Here is a 15935-nt window from a genome sequence, read left to right as displayed (position 1 = left end):
GCCATGAAGATACAAATGGTCCTACACCTTGCTACCTTTCTTTGTTTTAAAACGTTGCGCGTGGTAGGAACAGGCCCTGAACGCTCCTATACATAGCCAGTCCCTCTCGACCATTTAAAAAAATGTTTTTCTACCGGTTTTTTTATATAGCGACTGAGCAGTTAGCTTGTTTTTTCAAATAATGATGTAATTTCTTGCTTATAATCTCCACGTAAAATACCTTTCTCAGTGATAATTCCTGTAATTAATTCATGCGGTGTTACGTCAAATGCAGGGTTAAATACAGGCGTTCCAAGTGGCGCCACTTGTTTCCCAAAAATTTTCGTAACTTCTGTTTCATCTCTTTCTTCAATGACAATTTCAGCACCTGTTTGTTTCGTAGTATCAAATGTAGATAACGGTGCTGCAACATAAAATGGGATACCGAAATACTTTGCTAATATAGCTAAATTTAATGTTCCTATTTTATTAGCAGTATCACCGTTTTCAACGATTCGATCTGCTCCTACAATAATCGCATTAATTTCTTTCGTTCGAATTGCATGTGCTGCAGTATTATCCGTAATAAGCGTTACATCAATGTCTGCTTGCTTCAATTCCCATGTCGTTAAACGACCACCTTGTAAAACCGGTCTCGTTTCACACGCATACGCATGTAAACGTACACCCTTCTCTTTCCCAATATAAAATGGGGCTAATGCTGTTCCATATCTAGCAGTTGCAATACTTCCAGCGTTACAAATTGTTAAAATTTTATCACCGTCTTTAAAACATGTTAAAGCATGTTCTCCAATACTTCGGCACACCACTTCATCCTCTTGCTGAATACGAAGTGCTTCCTCTTCTAATATTTTTTGTGCTTCTTTTATTGTAGAAATCCCTCGTATTGCTTCTCTCATGCGATCAATTGCCCAAAATAAATTGACTGCCGTCGGACGTGATGTCCCTAAATAGTTACAATCTCTATTAAACTTCTTTTGAAATTCATCGATATTTGTAGCATCGTATTTCTTTGCCGCAAGCGCCAAACCAAACGCAGCTACAATTCCAATTGCAGGTGCTCCGCGTACTTCTAACATAATGATACTTTTCCATACATCTTCAACATTCGTTAATGTTTTGTATTCAGTGACATGCGGCAACTTTGTTTGGTTTAATACCGCAATGGCATCTCCTTTCCAACTTACAGATCTCGGAATAGTAATGATTGTACTCATGCCTTTACGCCTCCTGAAATTGTATGTTGAAATAATGTTCGGAACAGTTGTATATCTGCGCTCTTTGATTCATATTTTAATAGTTCTTTTCCTAAATAAAGTGCTTGTTTTTTAGCTTGAATTCTTCTTTCTTTATCTGATATTTCATCTAAATCTGCCACGTGTGCTAGACCAATTGTTCTACGAATAAGTTCACATCCAGCAAATCCAACAATATCACTAAAAATATTTTGCAAAATAATTGGTAACCATTGTTTCTCTTTCGTATATACTTCTACACCTTCTCCAATCCATAGCTTTGTAAAAGTTTCTACAAAATAACTCCATGTTTTCTCGATATGGAAAAATAGCACACTTCTTTTTTCCTCTTCACGCGATAACGCATTTAATAATAAATTTGCAATAAATTGGCCAAGATCAAATCCAAATGGACCGTACGTTGCAAATTCCGGATCAATTACTTTCGTTTCAGAAGGCGATGAAAATATACTACCAGTATGTAAATCCCCATGAATGAGCGCTTCTTTTCTCGTTAAAAACTTATACTTATACTGTGCTACTTTTAATTTTAAATTTTTGTCACTCCACAGTTCATCAACCGCTAGTTGTAACTCTGGCTCATAATCATTCGTATCATAATGACCAAACGGATCTGTAAACACTAAATCTTCTGTGATTTTACTAAGATCCGGATTAACAAATTCACTATCTAACACTCTTTTCTCTTCTGAACGTACGCCGAAATCTGAAGTATAAAATAAAACATGTGCTAGAAAGCGACCAATATGCTGGGATAAAAGAGGATACTCTTCTCCGTCTATTAATCCTTTTCTTGTAATCGTTAGCCTTGATAAATCTTCTATTACTGTCACTGCCAATTCCTCATCATGACTATATACTTCTGGAACGTATTCCGGTACATACTTTGCGAAAATTTGCAGTGCTTTACTTTCAATCGTTGCTCTTTTTATTGACAATGGCCAGCTCTCACCAACTACTTTCGCATATGGAAGTGCTTGTTTAATTATAATTGTCTTCTCTCCATCATCTAATTTGAATACGTAATTTAAATTGCCATCTCCAATTTCATGGCAAACTACATTCGCTTTCTTTTCAAAGTATCCATGTTCTTTTGCATAGTGTACAGCTGTTTCTTCCGTTAATGAATAATATCCCATCGTCTTCTCCCCCTTTTAATTCAGAGGTTTTTCTAGCACAGAAAAACCTCTTCCCACAAAGAAAGAGGTTTGAAGTTTATCTTCTCCCCTCTTATCTGCCAGAAAGTTTACTTTCTGCTGGAATTAGCACCGTGCCTTTTGGCGTCATAAACGCCCCATTTCACAATGGTATTACGGTCGGTTGCTGGGCTTCATCGGGCCAAATCCCTCCACCTGCTCTTGATAAGAGTTGTATAATTTTTTGAATTTTTAACTTTATGATGAAGACTATACCAAGAATAAAAATCACTTGTCAACATTTTATTTGTATAATTCTGGACGACGATCTGCAAAAACTGGAATTCCTTTGCGAACTTCTTTAATTTTTTCTAATTGCAGCTCTCCAAATAAAATAGATTCCTCTTCATCTGCCTCTACCACAACTTCTCCCCAAGGATCCACAATTAAAGAATGACCTGCAAATTCATTATTCGGATCCTTTCCGGCTCTATTACATGCTACAACATAACACTGGTTTTCAACTGCTCTCGCCTGTAAAAGCAAACGCCAATGCGCTAAACGTACTAATGGCCATTCTGCTACAACAAATAAAACGTTAGCACCTTTAGCAGTATGAACACGCATCCACTCTGGAAAACGAATATCATAACAAATTGTGCCAGCGCACTCTACATTATCTAGCTTAAATTCACCTGTCTCATTACCAGCTACCAAATATTTATGTTCATCCATAAGCTGAAATAAATGTACTTTACTATATTCATTGACTAGATTCCCTTCATTGTTTACAACATACATTGTATTTGTAACACCTTGCTCTGTTTGCTTTGCTATGGAACCACCAACAATATGTACACCATATTGTTTCGACCATTCTTTCAACTTTTCTTTCGTTTCCAATCCATCCCTATCTGCAATTTCAGAAAGTCTTGTTAAATCATATCCTGTTGTCCATAATTCTGGTAAGACGATAACATCTGGTCTTTCCTTCATCGCTTCGCTTATTTTATTTTTAGCATTCTCAATATTTTTTTCTACATCTCCAAAGATAATATCCATTTGAATACATGCCACTTTCATTTTGTCCGCTCCATTCTTAATTTTTTCTTTACAAAATACTGGAAAGATTATATCATTTGTCACTAGAATTGTAACAACTTTCAAAAGAGGTGGAAAGTATGAAAAATTTTCAACCTTCCAAAGTAGTAACATCATTGCCGACACAATTTTTCGCTTCACTTGTTGCAAAAGTTAACAAAGTCGTTGCAGCTGGTCACGATGTTATTAATCTAGGTCAAGGTAATCCAGATCAACCAACACCGCAGCATATCGTAAAAGCTTTACAAGATGCGGCTGAAAAGAGCATTCATCATAAATATCCGCCATTTCGCGGACATGAAAGCTTAAAAGAAGCCGTGGCAACATTCTATCAACGCGAATATGATGTAGTAGTAAATCCAAAAACTGAAGTTGCTATTTTGTTTGGCGGAAAGGCTGGATTAGTAGAATTACCAATTTGTTTTACAAACCCTGGTGATACCATTCTCGTTCCAGATCCAGGCTATCCAGATTATTTATCTGGAGTTGCTTTAGCAAAAGCGCACTTTGAAACAATGCCGCTTATTGCAGAAAATAATTTTTTACCGGATTATACAAAAATTGATGACTCTATTGCCAAGCAAGCAAAGTTAATGTTTTTAAACTATCCAAATAACCCTACCGGTGCTACAGCATCAAAAGATTTCTTTGATGAAACCATTCATTTTGCTAATAAACATAGTATATTAGTTGTTCATGATTTTGCTTACGGTGCTATCGGATTTGATGGTCAAAAGCCTGTTAGTTTCTTGCAGGCAGACGGTGCCAAAGATACAGGAATTGAAATTTACACTTTATCAAAAACTTTCAATATGGCTGGATGGCGTATTGCTTTTGCAGTGGGGAATGAAAGTGTCATCGAAACAATTAACCTATTGCAAGATCATATGTATGTTAGTATTTTTGGTGCAGTTCAAGATGCTGCCCGCGAAGCACTATTAGGCTCGCAGTCTTGTGTGATAGAACTTGTTAATAGTTATGAATCTCGAAGAAATGCTCTTATTAAAGCTTGTCACTCAATTGGTTGGAATGTAAACATTCCAACAGGATCATTCTTTGCATGGCTTCCTGTACCAGAAGGATATACATCTGAGCAATTTTCTGATATTTTGCTAGAAAAAGCACATGTCGCTGTTGCCCCTGGTATTGGATTTGGTGAGCACGGCGAAGGGTATGTTCGTGTTGGTCTCTTGCATACAGAAGATCGATTACGAGAAGCAATTAATCGAATTGATAAATTAAATTTTTTCAAAAAGTCATTGACAACATAAAAAATTTCTGACAAAATTCAGTTATCTTAAAAATTTAAACATTTCTAAATACTTCTTATCAAGAGCAGGTGGAGGGACGAGCCCGACGAAACCCGGCAACCGATCTACAATTGTAGACACGGTGCTAATTCTCGCAGCGTTACGCTGACAGATAAGGAGCTGGTTGTAAAAAAACCTCTCCTTAGCTGAGAGGTTTTTTTATTTAACTAGGAGGTTTTAACAATGAGCGGAATTATAGCGACATATTTAATCCACGATGATTCTCACAACTTAGAAAAGAAAGCAGAACAAATTGCAATTGGTTTAACAATTGGTTCATGGACTCATTTACCACACTTATTACAAGAACAATTAAAACAACATAAAGGCAATGTCATTCATATTGAAGAGTTAGACGAACAAGAACATATTAACTCCTATCTTGGCAAAAAAGTATTACGTGGAATCATTAAAATTCATTATCCATCGCTGAACTTCAGCCCAGACTTACCAGCCATTTTGACAACAACATTTGGAAAACTTTCGTTAGATGGGGAAATTAAACTAATTGATTTAACATTCTCAGACGAATTAAAGAAACAGTTCCCTGGACCGAAATTTGGAATTGAAGGCATCCGAAACCTTTTACAAGTTCAAGATCGCCCTCTTCTAATGAGTATTTTCAAAGGGATGATAGGACGGAATATTGGATATTTAAAAACTCAACTACGCGATCAGGCAATTGGAGGCGTAGATATTGTAAAAGATGATGAAATTTTATTCGAAAACTCATTAACACCACTTACAAAAAGAATTGAATCTGGGAAAGAAGTTTTACAATCTGTATACGAAACTTACGGACATAAAACTTTATACGCAGTAAATTTAACAGGGCGAACTTATGATTTAAAAGAGAACGCGAAACGTGCGGTGTTAGCTGGAGCAGACATTCTTTTATTTAATGTATTTTCTTATGGATTAGATGTACTGCAATCACTTGTAGAAGACGATGAAATTCCAATTCCTATTATGGCACACCCTGCTGTAAGTGGCGCATATTCGTCATCGAAACTATACGGGTTCTCTTCGCCATTACTACTTGGAAAATTACTACGTTACGCTGGTGCTGATTTCTCTTTATTCCCATCACCATACGGCAACGTTGCATTAGAAAAAGAGGAAGCCCTCCTCATTACAAAAGCATTAACTGAGGAAGACCACTATTTCAAGAAAAGTTTTTCTGTTCCATCTGCTGGAATTCATCCTGGTTTCGTTCCCTTTATTCTACGAGATTTTGGTAAGGATGTTGTTATTAACGCCGGCGGCGGGATTCATGGGCATCCAAATGGAGCTCAAGGCGGTGGCAAAGCTTTCCGTGCTGCAATTGAAGCTACTTTACAAGGTAAACCACTCCATGAAGTGGATGAAATAAATTTGCATAGCGCACTACAAATATGGGGAAATCCTTCTCATGAGGTGAAATTATGAGTATTCAAGTATTTTGTGATTTCGATGGTACGATTACAAATAACGATAATATCATGTCCATTATGGAAAAATTCGCACCACCAGAAGCAGAGGAAATAAAGCAAAAAATTTTATCGCAAGAACTTTCTATTCAAGAAGGTGTTTCTCAATTATTTCGATTAATACCTATTAATCTACACGATGATATTATTCAGTTTTTACAAGAAACTGCTGAAATCCGTACAGGTTTTCATGAATTCATACAATTTATTAATGAAAATAACATTTCCTTTTACGTTATATCAGGTGGAATGGATTTCTTCGTCTATCCACTCTTACAAGAAATAATCCCTAAAGAACAAATTTATTGTAATGCAACTGACTTTTCAGGAGAATTTGTTGAAGTTAAATGGCCGCACCCTTGTGACGAGCAATGTCAGCATAGTTGCGGTCTCTGTAAATCATCATTAATTCGGAAACTAAGCTCTAAAGATGATTTTCATATTGTGATAGGAGATTCCATTACTGATTTACAAGCAGCAAAACAAGCAGATAAAGTATTCGCCCGTGACTTCCTTATTACAAAATGTGAAGAAAATCATATTGCTTATACATCTTTTAACACATTTCACGATATTCAAGTCGAATTACAACATTTGTTGGAGGTGAAATCATGAAACAACTTTTTCGTCAATGGTATGACTTAAGTGAAATAAAAAAAGAATTAACAACTCGGAATTGGTTTCCAGCAACAAGTGGAAATATTTCTATAAAAGTCAGTCATGATCCACTTACTTTTCTTATTACAGCAAGTGGAAAAGATAAAACAAAAACCACTCCAGATGATTTTCTATTAGTAAATCATCAAGGAGTTCCCGTTTTAGAAACTGAGTTACGCCCTTCAGCAGAAACAATATTGCATACACATATTTATAACAGTACGAATGCTGGGTGCGTACTTCATGTTCATACAACTGATAATAATGTCATCACAAATTTGTATAGCGATAAAGTCACCCTTCAAAATCAAGAGATTATTAAAGCTCTTGATATTTGGGAAGAAGGTGCAACGATTAACATTCCTATTATCGAAAATGATGCTCATATCCCAACGCTTGGAGAGAAATTTCGAAAGCATATACAAGGAGATTCAGGAGCAGTATTAATTCGAAACCATGGCATTACCGTATGGGGCCGTGATAGCTTTGATGCAAAAAAAAGATTAGAAGCTTATGAGTTTTTATTCCAATTTCATATAAAATTATTATCAATTCAAGGAGGCGTTTCTAATGGCGCAAATTCGTATTCATGAGGAAAATACTCGTATTGAAAATGAAGTAGAAGTATCAACCTTTCTACAAGGAGAAGATGTTTTATATGAGAAATGGAATATTTCTAAACTCCCTACTCATTTAAAAGAAAATTACTCCTTAACAGATGAAAACAAAGCTGAAATATTAACGTTGTTTTCAAAAGAAATTGCTGATGTTTCAGAGCGCAGAGGTTATAAAGCATATGATGTGATTTCACTTTCAAATAGCACACCTAGCCTTGACGAGTTATTAATTAATTTCCAAAAAGAACACCATCATACTGACGATGAAGTTCGCTTTATTGTCAGCGGTCATGGCATCTTCGCTATTGAAGGAAAAGATGGTCGATTCTTTGACGTTGAACTTGAGCCTGGTGATCTTATATCTGTACCTGAAAATGCAAGACACTATTTTACCTTACAAGATGATCGCCAAGTTGTAGCTATTCGTATTTTTGTTACAACAGAAGGTTGGGTTCCAATTTATTAAGGTAGCTAGTTGAATAAAAGGTTGGAACCCCTTTTCCAACCTTTTATTCACTCTACATATATACATCCTCCTATGGAACAGGCTTATTTCATAACATTGAAGTAAGCCTGATTTTTTATTTACTAAAATGATTTGTCTCTTTCGTTTGTTTAAATCAAATATCTCGAATCATAATTCCACTTTATCAAGTACATTTCGGAATACTTTTTGAACATTTATTGAACTTTTTTTGAATTTTTTCTGAAAATTCTGTTTTACGTATGATATACTACAACTAATAAGAAGGAAAAGAATATTGCAAACAGAGGGGGATAATCATGAGTTTACTTATCGCACTTATACTAGGAGTTATATGCGGAGCTATTCCTGTCATTTTAGGAGCTATTATGGAAGAATTAGAAGTTGGTGTTTTAGGTTTTGCTGCATCGTGTGTAAGCGCTTTATTTTTTGGTTTATATGGTGCTATTCCTGTTTCTATTCTGTGCGCATTTTATATACTACGCCATGCTCGCGCGAAACAGTTGGGGCCTAATCACATTGCACAAGTTATTCCATTCCCAATTGAAAGATGCCGTCGCGCTTCCAGCCTATAGATTATGCCCGCCTAAATAAAAAGTCCTCAAATGAGGACTTTTTATTTATTTTCTTCTAGAAATTGAAACAATTCTTGCAAATGAAGTGCATCTTCGCTATAGCTAACGGATACATGACATGTCCCTTCAATCTCAGCATGCATATAAAGGGCAATTCCATCCCGATCATATTTCAATGCCAAATAAAACTCCATTTCCTCTAACATCTTTTTCGAGGTTCGGATAACATAATGCCCTTTCTCATCTCTTCCATATTCAAAATCTGGTCCAAAATCGTATTTTTGTTTAAAAGCTTCTTTTTGCTTATCATTAATCTGTACACAAGTTGCTCGCTGCACAGCATCAATCATTTCGTCAAACTTTTGGAGATCCATTTCATTTACCCCCTTATATACTTTTTGTATAATACTTGTGTTCCACTATTCTCTTTTCCATCTGCGATTAGCTCTTCATACAATTCCTTCGCTAGGGTTAGACCCGGTACTGGTAATTGTAATTTTTTAGCTTCATCTAAAGCAATCTTCATATCTTTCATAAAATGCTTTACATAAAAACCAGGTTCAAAATCTCCTTTTAACATTCGAGGAGCTAAATTACTTAATGACCAGCTACCTGCTGCTCCTGTCGAAATACTCTCTAATACTTTATCTGCATTAAGTCCAGCCTTTTTCGCATACGCTACCGCTTCACATACTCCTATCATGTTAGAAGCAATTGCAATTTGATTGCACATTTTTGTATGTTGTCCACTCCCAGCAGGGCCTTGCAACTGAATATTTGTTCCTAGTTTTTCAAATAGAGGTAAGCAAATATCATATATTCTGTTCTCTCCACCGACCATAATTGCTAGTCTAGCTTCTTTAGCTCCAACATCCCCTCCAGATACTGGTGCATCTAATGTATATATATTCTTGCTTTTCGCAACTTCATTAATACGTTTTGCCAATGTTGGTGTCGATGTTGTAAAGTCAATTGCTATCGTACCTTCATTTGCATGTTCTAAAATTCCATCTATCCCAAAGTACACTTCTTCTACATCATGAGGATAACCAACCATCGTCATAACAACATCAATTTGCTTTACTAACGCTTTCGGTGTATCACACCAAGTCGCACCCTCTTGCACTAAAGAATCCGCTTTTTCCTTCGTTCTATTATATACATATACTTTATAACCACTTTGCATTAAATGGTTAACCATACTTTTTCCCATCACGCCAATACCAATGAAACCTATTGATAAATTTTTATTCTCCATCTTCTCATCCCCTTTGTTCTAATAAATCATTTACCATCTTCCGAAATTCCTTATTAAAATCATCATCCAAACTATTCTTCACATTTGAGAATAAAATAACAAACGTTCCTTTTTCTTTATTGAAATTATTAAACGTATTCCAACCAGATAGTACACCATGGTTATGGAAAAAATCAGGATATATGTAAAAGCTAAATGCATATTTTCTTTCTTGTGAAGGTGTAAACATCGCTTGTATACTTTGTTCTGAAAGAAGCTTTCCATTTATAATCGCTTCATCTAATTTCTTCATATCTCCTACTGTCGTATACATCTCACCAGAACCATATAACCAGTCCATCCCTAATTTTTGCGCTGGTACAAGTTCTTGATCTTTCTTCACATAACCCTTCGTGAAGTTTTTATCTCCAGGCACCATATTTCCCATACCTGATTCATGCATCTCTGCCTTTGTAAATATATTTTCTTTTATATAATCTCCTAAAGGCTTTTTCGTTATATTTTCTATAATATAAGCGAGCACCATATAATTATAATCCGTATACTTCCAACCTGTTCCTGGTGGAAAATCTAACTTTTGACTTCCAATCCAATTTATTAAATTTATACGTGAAGCTACATTAACCTTTCCTTTCCCACTTTCCGGTAAACCAGATGTATGCGTTAATAAGTGATATAACGTGATGTTTTTATCTGCTGGAAATGAAGGAATGTATTTATTTACATTATCTTGGATATTTAACTTCCCTTGTTCTTGTAACTGTAGAATGGATGTAGCAACAACTGTTTTCGTAATAGAACCGATACGATATTTTGTTTGAGGCGTATTTTCTATTTTATTTTGAACATCAGCATATCCATATCCTTTATTCAATATAACATGCTCTTTATCTGTCACCAAAACTGTCCCATTAAATTGCTTTCCTACTAAATACTGATCTAACTTTTGAGATATACTAGCATAGTCAATTTTTTGTACTTCTTCTATATTATCTTGTACCTCTGACTCAATAGCAGGAGTTATCTTTGTTGTTAATACTGCTTGTTCCTTTGGATCGGGACTATAGAAAAAATAGTATACCCCGCCGCAAACTACAGCAGACAGTGAAGCCATAACCATTATTTTTTTTATCATATTGTTCCTCCGTAATTACTTCATGTGAACTACCCACCACTTAGTATCTCTTGCGAGCTTACTTGAAGTGGGAGCTTCTCGGTTAAAATGCTCCCCCACATTCTATTATCAGGCAATAAAAAAAAATCGCAACAATTTGTTGCGAAAAATCACATTTTTTCTTTCCTATATATACATACTTGATTTTTCCCATTTTTTTTTGCTTCATATAATGCAATATCCGCTCTTTGCATTAATTCTTCTTTAGTAATCCCATTCTCATGTAACGCAACTCCAAAACTCGCTGTTAACTTTGAAATTCCAGAGAATTGCTTTGTTTCAATAAAAAATCGTAATGACTCCGCAACTTGAAACGCTTCTTTTTCTACCGTATTTGTCACTAATATTATAAATTCCTCTCCTCCCCACCTTGCAAATATATGTTGATTTTCAACTTTAGATTTCATAAGATCTGCTAGTTGTACTAATGCTAAATCGCCAAAATCATGACCATATGTGTCATTTACTGATTTAAAATTATCTATATCAAACAAAATAAGTGCTATTTTTTCATCGTTACGTATTACATTCTCCCACTCTTTCTCCAATATTTGTTGGAATTTCAAACGATTATATATTTCTGTCAATGAATCTATCATTGCAAGTCTTTCTTGCTCTTGATAGATTTCATCTAATTCTGTAATCTCTGTGCATTTTACTATAAATCGCGATAAGTCTTCTGGTAATGGTATCGCACGTAATAGAAAAGTCAATGCTTCTCCTTCATGATTGTACATTTTAATTCTTCTTCCATTTGATAAAGTATCATCCAACCATGTTATATCGTGAGTCGTCGAATAATATCCGTTCTCTCTAATAAGATGTTCTGCAAACACTAAATGTTGTTCGCGATACGTAAATAAATTATCATATCCGAAGAATTGTAAAAAATTCGTATTGCAATCAACAATCTCATCATCTTCTACTATAAATAATAAATCATTTTGAAAATCAAACATCGTTTGAAGCAATTCTTGTTGTAAACCTACTTGCCGCACTAAAGAAAGTTGATATAAACTCTTATTCACTTCCTCTAGTACCACTTGTGGGGTTACTGGTGCTATAACAATATTACGTATTCCTAACATTAGTAAATCTGCAAACTCATTGTTTATCTGTTGATCCCAAATGATAATGAATGTACTCCGTGAATCATATATATTCTTTATATATTTTATTTGATCAACATCTGTTACATACATAATTACAATATGCGGTTTAGTTCTATGAAACAATATTTCTCCTTCTTCAAAACTATTTGCTATAAACATACATTTTGGATGGACATTTTCTATCGTTTGTTGATGTGTACATCCATCTTCTATATAAAGGACATTCAACTGAAGATCTTGTAATACATTTTGGAAAACAGTATTCTCTAATAAAAAATGTAGTATGTTCATCACTAGTCTTCACTCACTTCATATATCTTGTTTTACTGAATTCCTCATAATCATTTTATAAAAGATTGTTCTCAAAAAAATCCGATTAGTGAGGGATACATATTAACAAGCTAATTGAGAATGTTATCTTCGCTTATCTACTCTAGAAATTCCTTTTTTAGTTTATGATTATATGAATTGTATCGTTTGTATGAATGCCCTCCTTATTACTTAAAACTTGACAATTAAAATAAAGTTATTATATTCTTAAATTCAATAACTTACAAAATGTAAGTAGAATATATTACATGTATTTTAAATTAAGCTGATATGTAATTTGGAGGATATATAATGACAAACAGTGACTTTTTTAACGTTTTATATGAACGCACATCTACACGTGCATTCAACCCTGAAAAAGAAATTTCATCTACAGAATTACACGAGATTTTAAAAGCAGCTGCTCAAGCACCCTCTGCTTGGAACTTGCAACACTGGAAATTCCTTGTTTTCCAAGGCGAAGACGTACAAAAACGATTACACCCAATTGCTTATAACCAACAACAAATTCTTGATGCTTCTGCCGTAGTCGCTATTTTAGGTGATTTAGAAGCATATAAAAATGTTGAACCTGTTTACGGTCCAATTGTAGAACAAGGATTTATGAAAGAAGATGCTAAAGAGCGCTTAGCTAAAAACATTGAATCTGCATATACTCGTGAGCAATACCCACGAGATGCTGCCTTTTCAAATGCTGCTTTAGCAGCAATGCAACTTATGCTTGCTGCTAAAGCAACTGGCTGGGATACTTGCGCAATTGGTGGTTTCAACCCACAAGCACTAATGGAAGAATTTAATGTTGCATCTCGTTACGTACCAATTATGCTTATTACAATTGGCGAATCAACTTTAAAAGGTCACCCTGCACCGCGCATGAGCGTAGAACAAGTGAGTGAATGGGCGAAATAATAAAAAAAACGAAGGTAATTTCTAATCTGTACCCTTTGTAAAGGACATTTTAAAAAAAGTTAGGCGGCAGTAAGAAGATGATTTCTGTATTCAACAGGAGTCATCTTCTTTAAATTCCACTGATATCTATGCTGGTTATAGTATTTCATATAGTCTTTAATTTCTTGTTGTAGCTGGGCAAAAGATGTGCAAGTTTTTATATGTGCCTCATCTTTAAAATGCCCGAAAAAAGATTCTTGAGGGGCATTGTCCCAACAGTTTCCTCGTCTTGACATGGACTGCCCCAGTTTTAATTTTTTAACTAATTTTTGATAGGTTGGACTTGTGTAATGAGCTCCTTGATTGGAATGAATATAGGCATCTTCAGTCAACCGAATTCTCGTATTCTTCTTTAGTTTATAAAGGGGCGTCGTCACGATATCTAATGTTAAGTTTTCTGAAACATGGTAAGCCAGGATTTCATTCGTGGCCCCATCCAAAATGGTAGACAAATAGGCTTTTTGATTCCTACCATAAAATAAATATGTGATATCTGTAAGGAGTACCTTCCCGGGCGAATCTTGCCTGAATTCTCGCTTCAATTGATTGGATAACACACGGTGTTCCTTCGTGGCTTTCATCATTTTTTTATAGGGATTCACTGTACGAATCGGACAGATAATCCCATATTTTTTCATGATTCTACGTATACGCTTCAAATTGTAGACAACCTGAAAACGACCCGCTAATGTCATTTTAATTTGACGAGCCCCTTTCTTTCGATTTTTAAATCGAAACGCCTTTAATATGATTTTTTTCGCTATTTCATCTTGGTCATTCTTTCGTTTCCGCTGTTTTTGAGAGCGTACAGAAAAATAATTGTAGTATCCAGAACGTGATACACCAGAGACTTCACACAAATAACTGACCATATTTTTCACGTTATATTTTGTGATAACAGAACGAATCAATATATACTTTTGACTAGATGGCAGTTTTATTTTTTTCCCATCCGCCCTTCCATAAGTTTGATCTTTTTTAATAACTCGTTTTCAGCTTTTAGTAGGTTTCGCTCCGCTTCTAAACGTGCATATTTTTCTTCTAACGTAAGCTGCCTCTCTAGGGCCCTTCCAGAGTGTTCTTTACGTGTATCACGTAAACCAAACACACCATTTTCTTTATAAGCAGTACGCCATCTATTTCCTGATGACACCACACGTTGTATGCCAATCACATCTATGTCAAAACCACATTCTTCAAAAATATCTCGAGGGTATTTCCCTTTTTCATTTTCTTCAATAAAAACACGCTTGAATTCATCGGTATAGGTAATCCCTTTCTGGCTGACCGATTTTACGTATGGATTTTTTGATAGTGTTTGAATTTCTTTTTCTGTAAACAGTTTTTTCGTCATTTTGAAATTTCTCCGATTCTCATTTTTCTCCCATTATACAAGAAATACCCTATAGAATAGACTTTTTTAAAGTGTCTATTCTATAGGGTACATTTTATTCATTACCTTCGTTTTTTTTATATTCTGTCACACATCCGTAATATTACAATGTATTATTCGACATCTATACATAGAGAAATCGTAATTTTTATGCTATCCCCATAAACAAATATGACGTTTTATGTCGAAATTTGTTAAATCGTTGAAATATAACCGTGTGTTTTTGTTACAATTGTGATACAATGATAACAAATAGATAACAAGAGAGGGATTTTCATTGAGTTCATACGGAAGCTTTATCGCACTTTTAAGTTACATAGTAACTGTACTACTGCTATATTTTATTGGCGATGCTGCAAACATATCAGTGTTACAATTCCCAAAAGAAGAAGCGTTACAATTAGAAGCAGAAAAACATACTGCACGATCCATTGCACCACTACTCTTAGCTCTTCCTGTATATATCATCGTTTTATATAAAAGCAAAAAAGTGTAAAGGCTACCTATTTCATTCATTTCGGTGGTCTTTACATTTTTTTGTGACATTTCCCCTATTTTAAACATCATTCCATACTAATTACCCATCTAGTCATTTAAAATGAGAAAATCCCCTAGAAAAATTTCCATTATCTGTCCAGTCACTAAGTAACGAACTTACATAGATTATAAGTGTGAAGGGGGTGATGAGGATTATGTTTGGATCATTTGGATGCTGTGATAACTTTAGAGACTGTCATCATCATGAAAGAGAGCGCAACCACAACCATCGTGAGAAAGAGAAAGAAGAAATTAGACCACAACGACATGCTGTATGTAACGTGCTTGCACATCTTTCTATAGGCACTGAGATTTCGCTTCTTAAACTAAAAGGAAATGGAACATTCCGCAATTTAGTTTTTGAGGGGTTCTGTAACGGTATTGCTCTATTCTCTGCATTAAGAAGAGATGACGACAAAGACAACAACAACAAAGATGATAAGAATGGAAACAATCGTAATGACGATAGATTTGAAGGGATTTTACGTGTTTGCCCAGAAGATGTTATCGCAATTGCTCTTTAAGATAAGTTTAAACAATAAAATCACCTAAGGTATATGTAGCAAAAAAACCTGAGA

Annotated in this window: 17 protein-coding genes and 2 riboswitches; of the genes, 9 read left to right on the top strand and 8 right to left on the bottom strand. The window is 35.0% G+C overall.

All coding sequences use genetic code 11. The annotated features are described in order from the left end of the window. Positions 1 to 161: 161 nt before the first annotated feature. The 3 genes from mtnA to MKX77_RS04745 form a co-directional block, all read right to left on the bottom strand. Positions 162 to 1217, bottom strand: coding sequence for an S-methyl-5-thioribose-1-phosphate isomerase (gene mtnA, locus MKX77_RS04755; RefSeq protein ID WP_341305953.1), 1056 nt, complete (start codon positions 1215 to 1217; stop codon positions 162 to 164). Then, positions 1214 to 2395: an S-methyl-5-thioribose kinase gene (gene mtnK, locus MKX77_RS04750; RefSeq protein ID WP_341305952.1), complete on the bottom strand. Its 1182-nt coding sequence runs from the start codon at positions 2393 to 2395 to the stop codon at positions 1214 to 1216. Before mtnK ends, mtnA begins: the two co-directional genes overlap by 4 nt. An 88-nt stretch (positions 2396 to 2483) precedes the next feature. Beyond that, a riboswitch (SAM riboswitch) is annotated at positions 2484 to 2624 on the bottom strand. 71 nt (positions 2625 to 2695) lie between these two features. Then, complete coding sequence (locus MKX77_RS04745; protein ID WP_341307930.1) at positions 2696 to 3559, bottom strand: carbon-nitrogen family hydrolase; 864 nt, start codon at positions 3557 to 3559, stop codon at positions 2696 to 2698. Between the two features lie 14 nt (positions 3560 to 3573). On the opposite strand from MKX77_RS04745, the gene MKX77_RS04740 reads away from it, so the two are divergent. From MKX77_RS04740 to MKX77_RS04715, 6 genes are all read left to right on the top strand, one after another. Beyond that, positions 3574 to 4764 (top strand): pyridoxal phosphate-dependent aminotransferase, encoded by a 1191-nt coding sequence (locus MKX77_RS04740; protein ID WP_341305951.1) that lies wholly within the window; start codon positions 3574 to 3576, stop codon positions 4762 to 4764. A gap of 52 nt (positions 4765 to 4816) precedes the next feature. Continuing rightward, a riboswitch (SAM riboswitch) is annotated at positions 4817 to 4922 on the top strand. 64 nt (positions 4923 to 4986) lie between these two features. Continuing rightward, positions 4987 to 6231, top strand: coding sequence for a 2,3-diketo-5-methylthiopentyl-1-phosphate enolase (mtnW, locus tag MKX77_RS04735; protein WP_341305950.1), 1245 nt, complete (start codon positions 4987 to 4989; stop codon positions 6229 to 6231). Beyond that, complete coding sequence (locus tag MKX77_RS04730; protein WP_002111579.1) at positions 6228 to 6887, top strand: 2-hydroxy-3-keto-5-methylthiopentenyl-1-phosphate phosphatase; 660 nt, start codon at positions 6228 to 6230, stop codon at positions 6885 to 6887. The genes mtnW and MKX77_RS04730 overlap by 4 nt, the downstream gene beginning before the upstream one ends. Then, positions 6884 to 7522: a methylthioribulose 1-phosphate dehydratase gene (locus tag MKX77_RS04725; RefSeq protein ID WP_002111581.1), complete on the top strand. Its 639-nt coding sequence runs from the start codon at positions 6884 to 6886 to the stop codon at positions 7520 to 7522. The genes MKX77_RS04730 and MKX77_RS04725 overlap by 4 nt, the downstream gene beginning before the upstream one ends. Then, entirely contained in the window at positions 7500 to 8012 is a 513-nt protein-coding gene (locus MKX77_RS04720; RefSeq protein ID WP_341305949.1) for a 1,2-dihydroxy-3-keto-5-methylthiopentene dioxygenase, read from the top strand. Before MKX77_RS04725 ends, MKX77_RS04720 begins: the two co-directional genes overlap by 23 nt. Before the next feature lie 317 nt (positions 8013 to 8329). Beyond that, a complete protein-coding gene (locus MKX77_RS04715; protein WP_002160633.1) occupies positions 8330 to 8605 on the top strand; it encodes a hypothetical protein in 276 nt (91 codons plus the stop codon). A gap of 41 nt (positions 8606 to 8646) precedes the next feature. Here MKX77_RS04715 and MKX77_RS04710 read toward each other — a convergent pair whose 3' ends face one another. The 4 genes from MKX77_RS04710 to MKX77_RS04695 all read right to left on the bottom strand — a co-directional run bounded on the left by MKX77_RS04710 (position 8647) and on the right by MKX77_RS04695 (position 12440). Then, positions 8647 to 8979: a DUF3909 family protein gene (locus MKX77_RS04710; RefSeq protein WP_002122159.1), complete on the bottom strand. Its 333-nt coding sequence runs from the start codon at positions 8977 to 8979 to the stop codon at positions 8647 to 8649. Between the two features lie 5 nt (positions 8980 to 8984). Then, entirely contained in the window at positions 8985 to 9863 is an 879-nt protein-coding gene (locus tag MKX77_RS04705; RefSeq protein ID WP_341305948.1) for an NAD(P)-dependent oxidoreductase, read from the bottom strand. Between the two features lie 4 nt (positions 9864 to 9867). Beyond that, positions 9868 to 10998 (bottom strand): serine hydrolase domain-containing protein, encoded by a 1131-nt coding sequence (locus MKX77_RS04700; RefSeq protein ID WP_341305947.1) that lies wholly within the window; start codon positions 10996 to 10998, stop codon positions 9868 to 9870. 149 nt (positions 10999 to 11147) lie between these two features. After that, complete coding sequence (locus tag MKX77_RS04695; protein ID WP_341305946.1) at positions 11148 to 12440, bottom strand: GGDEF domain-containing protein; 1293 nt, start codon at positions 12438 to 12440, stop codon at positions 11148 to 11150. Positions 12441 to 12770: 330 nt separating this feature from the next. Between MKX77_RS04695 and MKX77_RS04690 the strand changes: the two genes are divergently transcribed. Beyond that, entirely contained in the window at positions 12771 to 13388 is a 618-nt protein-coding gene (locus tag MKX77_RS04690; RefSeq protein ID WP_341305945.1) for a nitroreductase family protein, read from the top strand. Between the two features lie 59 nt (positions 13389 to 13447). Here MKX77_RS04690 and MKX77_RS04685 read toward each other — a convergent pair. After that, positions 13448 to 14781 (bottom strand): IS3 family transposase gene (locus MKX77_RS04685; RefSeq protein WP_445819100.1). Its coding sequence is split into 2 segments (ribosomal slippage): positions 13448 to 14397 and positions 14397 to 14781, totalling 1335 coding nucleotides; the frame shifts between segments, so codons are not numbered across the junction. A gap of 316 nt (positions 14782 to 15097) precedes the next feature. Here MKX77_RS04685 and MKX77_RS04680 point away from each other — a divergent pair. Both MKX77_RS04680 and MKX77_RS04675 read left to right on the top strand, forming a co-directional pair. Continuing rightward, a complete protein-coding gene (locus tag MKX77_RS04680) occupies positions 15098 to 15316 on the top strand; it encodes a hypothetical protein (RefSeq protein WP_002088422.1) in 219 nt (72 codons plus the stop codon). Positions 15317 to 15512: 196 nt separating this feature from the next. Further along, positions 15513 to 15881 carry a DUF3915 family protein gene (locus tag MKX77_RS04675; RefSeq protein WP_341305943.1) on the top strand — a complete coding sequence of 123 codons (369 nt, stop codon included), beginning with the start codon at positions 15513 to 15515 and terminating at the stop codon, positions 15879 to 15881. Positions 15882 to 15935 lie beyond the last annotated feature (54 nt).

It is taken from the genome of Bacillus sp. FSL R9-9410 (genome assembly GCF_038050385.1).
In the GTDB taxonomy this organism is placed as follows: domain Bacteria; phylum Bacillota; class Bacilli; order Bacillales; family Bacillaceae_G; genus Bacillus_A; species Bacillus_A cereus_U.
This window is presented reverse-complemented; position numbering and strand designations above follow the sequence as displayed.